This is a genomic window from bacterium (assembly GCA_037131655.1).
GTDB lineage: Bacteria > Armatimonadota > Fimbriimonadia > Fimbriimonadales > JBAXQP01 > JBAXQP01.
In genome coordinates this window covers 1-4,004 of record JBAXQP010000247.1, presented here as the reverse complement: position 1 = coordinate 4,004, position 4,004 = coordinate 1, and the positions used below count along the sequence as shown (strand labels likewise).

4 protein-coding genes are annotated in these 4,004 nt (G+C 46.7%); 1 reads left to right on the top strand and 3 read right to left on the bottom strand.

From position 1 onward, the window contains the following. Positions 1–59: 59 nt before the first annotated feature. The 3 genes from WCO51_10535 to WCO51_10525 form a co-directional block, all read right to left on the bottom strand. A complete protein-coding gene (locus WCO51_10535) occupies positions 60–1,196 on the bottom strand; it encodes a TIM barrel protein (protein ID MEI6513694.1) in 1,137 nt (378 codons plus the stop codon). 374 nt (positions 1,197–1,570) lie between these two features. After that, complete coding sequence (locus WCO51_10530) at positions 1,571–1,849, bottom strand: hypothetical protein (GenBank protein MEI6513693.1); 279 nt, start codon at positions 1,847–1,849, stop codon at positions 1,571–1,573. 83 nt (positions 1,850–1,932) lie between these two features. Continuing rightward, positions 1,933–2,793 (bottom strand): HDOD domain-containing protein, encoded by an 861-nt coding sequence (locus WCO51_10525; GenBank protein MEI6513692.1) that lies wholly within the window; start codon positions 2,791–2,793, stop codon positions 1,933–1,935. A 405-nt stretch (positions 2,794–3,198) separates the two neighbouring features. Here WCO51_10525 and WCO51_10520 point away from each other — a divergent pair. After that, positions 3,199–4,004, top strand: an 806-nt coding sequence (locus WCO51_10520) for a hypothetical protein (GenBank protein ID MEI6513691.1), incomplete at its 3' end; no start/stop codon positions are given.

Here is a 4,004-nt window from a genome sequence, read left to right as displayed (position 1 = left end):
CCGACGCGACAAATATAGTTATTGCCAGGAATGTAAACATTCCTGGCAATAAGAGTGGATTAGGCTTCGCCGTAGATTATCTTTTTGACCACGTCGATGCACTTTTCGGACATGCCGGTGTCTTGGGCGGCTTGGAGTTTATCTTTTACTCGGTAAATCTTCAACGCTCGCTTCATGCAATTGGCGAACATTTCTTTGCTTAGCTCCATCGCTTTGACTTGTTCACAGCGATAGGTGAATTGGTCCTCGCCGAACCAGCCGTCGTAGCCTGTGTCGATGGCGGCATAGCAGAACTCAGTTAGTCGCCAGATGTCATCGGTGCCGGTAATGCGGTCTTCGTCATTGGAATTGTACTTGGCGGCGTTGATGTGGAAATTGGCAATCGGGACGCCGATACGCTTGAGCATGTAGAGGCTGTCAGCTGGCTGGTTGCCGGCCATTTGCTCGTGACCGTAATCAATAACAACCCCCATCACAACCGCACCTAATGTGTTGTTGACTTCTTTAGCTACTAGGGCGGCTTTGCCGACGGTGTTGGTGATCATGTTGCCTTCGCGCGGTTCTTTCTGCTTAGGCTCGGTGCCGAATTTCAGTCCTAGGTCCTGACATTTTTTGGCGATTTGGGTGCAGCCATCGATGAACCAATCAAACCGCTTGCCGTAGTCCACTTCAAAATGATAGTCCCAACCATCAGAGCCTGGCCACAGGTTGCAACTGGCAAAGCCGATTTCTTTCGCCATCTCAACACCTTGGAGACACAGAGCTAAGCAATCGCGCCGAATAGCAGGGTCAGGATTGGTCACTCCGCCGAATTTCCACTTGGGATCGCCCCAGGTGTTCATGTTCATACAGGTGGGAATGAGGCCGTGCAGCTTCAGCGCATCAGTGATTTCGCTGACCTTTGCGGGGTCTTTGAGGTGATTATTGTCAACGAAAACATCCTCATGAAACTCAATGCCCTTAATTCCAGCCTGCTTTATCCTAGCGATTTGGGTAACGGTAGTATCGATAAAATCAGGATTATTTGAGTTATAGCCGACGGGGCAGAACCGATCTCTGAACTCGCCCGCGCACCAATGCCCTGCCGCGAACTTAATTCCAAATGCATCAAAGAAACGGTTAACAACATCCCCTTCAAGATATCCACGGAAATCAGTATCTAATGAATTCAAGCGATCAATTGATATTTCCATCATTCTCTCCCTGTATCTTAAGCATTCCATCCTATTGTATCGCAAAAGCCTATCAAGGTGAAAGGGCGAGATGTAAGAAGATAGAGTCAGAAGTAAGAGGCAAGAACCGGATTTGGGGATCAGGGGGCAAAGTCCGCTACATGCTTGAAATACGTGATTCTGAGCGTAGTCGAAGAGGCTTTCGGAAGATTCCTCGTCAAGCTCGGAATGACGTGTTTGACGGCACGTTCTGATCCGGAAATACACACTACGAAATACGAATCGCACCTGTAGTTGGACGTAGTTAATAGGGGCTAGGTAATAACTAACTTTGCTGTATGAAAGATAGTGTAGAGATAAGGCCAGATCGTTGCTTCAGGCCAGAGAGAATGTGAGAATTATCTTTTCTTCGCGCCTGCTAATGTGCGCGGGGTTGAGACTAGATACCCATATTCTTCAATCAAGAGTTGTTCTTGATACCGGATAGCCCCTTCAATATGTCCTTTATCATCAGCATTCATTTCTTGGCCTGTGCCGAATTTTAAACATACGGGACAACACCATGGATGTGGGCGGTTCGCTTCAACATAAGCCATAATTCTTGCGACCGCTCTGCTGCGTAAATTTTCAGGAGAGATTGCGGGTTTATCTTTGCGTAATAAAGAGCGTAACGTCATCCTTACTGCCTTCTTCGTCGTCTTAATACTGCTGGTTAGACGAACGATCCAATAAGATTATACTACGCATTTGTTAAAAAGCGTTAAGTTGCAGATAGAAATGCAACTGCCTCTAGGTGTGTTTGCCTCAAAGTTATCCATTTTTCCCACATTTTTACCAGCATCGTTTCGCTGATTTGTGGGTTGAGGAAGACTGATGGGATGTCAGTCGGAAGGGTCTCGTCTTTTCGTCTTGCCAGGAAACTCGAAAGACTGGTTATAGCACACAAGGTAGAAGCTTCTTTTGCCTTTGTGGGGGTATGATGCAGCGCTATCGTTTCAACTAGAGACGTTGGTAGGTTCCAACACTTTGCAGCCCATCCACCAACGTGGGCATGATTGAAACCAATTATCTTTTCTTCGACAAGGTGGAGCGGTATATTCTGGCTGTATGACGCGCCAATAATTGCAGAAGTTTGCTTGCTATAGGTTGATTGGATAACGAGTTTTCCTATGTTGTGAAGCAGCCCTGCAGTGAATGTATAGCATTGATGTGGGCAGCTTATATAACTGACTAATGTATCGGCTAAACAGGCGGTTAGATAAGAGTGAGACCAAAGCTCATCCAAATAGGTCGTCTCAGGGCAATTGGCGAACAAGTCCTTCATCGATAGACCAAGCACTAAGTTTCTAATCGCTGAAAATCCAATTAAAATGATGGCTTGTTGCACACTTATTATATCACCTGAAAAGCCATAGTACGACGAATTTGCTAGCTTGAGTACACGGGCGCTCAAACCTGGGTCAGCACTAATTGTCTCTCCTAAACGACGCGAATCACAGACCGGATCGTTTGAGAGTTGTACAACCCTAATCGCCACCGGTGACAGCACAGGGAGATTCAAGTCTCTTTTAAAGGCTGTTTTAACGGCGTCAGGCCAATATGTCTGCGTGGACGTAAGCATTTCCGTCTCCTATTCAACTTATATCGTTACAATATGATTTTCGGCGTGTGATCCCATAAAATGAATACCTGTTTCTCTTAAAAACCTTTCTTATTGTCGATAAGTATTTGCACAGGTATATTTGCAGGTAATTAATGGACTTGTTTTTTTGACAGGCTAAGCCCGAGATGGTATACTATTTTTAACTCTAATAAAAGGAGGTGGTGTAGTTCATGAGTAATGATTTAGGAACGCACCAGGAGGGTCGCGGGTTTTAGCTGCCCGCGCGTCGGGCTTTGGTTATGAACCAGCCCCTCCTCGTGCGTAATAGTTGAAAAGGCGCTAGGTCAAAAGACCTAGCGCCTTTTCTCATTAAAGAGCGTATAATGAAATGCAGAGATAGACTGATGAGCAAAGGGGGCTATAATGGCTCAATTTCGCCGTATATGGGATTCCGTTAAAGAAGTTTCCGCCCACCATATTGAAGAAGAGGCTAATAAGTCATTCCGGATTGCGCTTGTGGGCGCTCCGGAATGTACCTTGAAAGTTTTCGAGAAATTATTAGGTCCGAACCCGATACCGGAGCAGAGTGAGACTGCTGCCTTATATGTTCTGCAGTTAGAGGAGATGCCTTCTGAGGGGTACTCGACTGTGCTCTTGTGCGGTAACTCTGTTTCAGCCGAATCTCTCGTGGAGGAACTTATAAAGCGTCTGCCTGATTATCATGTTGCGATGGCGCGACGGCTTCCTGGGTTGCGTTCTGCAGTGTGTAAACATCTGATTCACATCACTTCCGTTACTAACGCGCAGATTGCTTTGATGACAGCCATTCCATCGGTTATTCCTATAGCAGGTCTATTTCTTCCTGCCGCAGCCGATACTATCGTACTGACTAAAAACCAACTTATTCTTCTCATGCGAATTGCCGCATCTTATGGTGAAACAGCGAGTTGGGGCAAGCGATGGTCAGAGATGATGCCGATTATCGGCGGGGCATTCGGCTGGCGAGCGATTGCTCGCGAACTTGCTGGAGCTGTGCCTGGAGGAGTTGGGATAGGTGTGAAAGGCGCTATCGCCTATTCAGGCACTTATGTCGCTGGTATGGGCGCATTAACCTATTTCGCGTATGGCCGAGGCCTTTCTCGTGAAGAACAAAAAGAGCTTTTCGCTCGATTAAGGACTGAAGCCTTCGATACCGTCCGAGGAATAATTCAAAAAGTCCCCACCCTCCG

Bases quoted from the DNA above. Each gene is read 5' to 3' on its own strand.
- WCO51_10530 (MEI6513693.1), bottom strand. From the start codon at position 1,849: ATGACGTTACGCTCTTTATTACGCAAAGATAAACCCGCAATCTCTCCT.
- WCO51_10535 (MEI6513694.1), bottom strand. From the start codon at position 1,196: ATGATGGAAATATCAATTGATCGCTTGAATTCATTAGATACTGATTTC.
- WCO51_10525 (MEI6513692.1), bottom strand. From the start codon at position 2,793: ATGCTTACGTCCACGCAGACATATTGGCCTGACGCCGTTAAAACAGCC.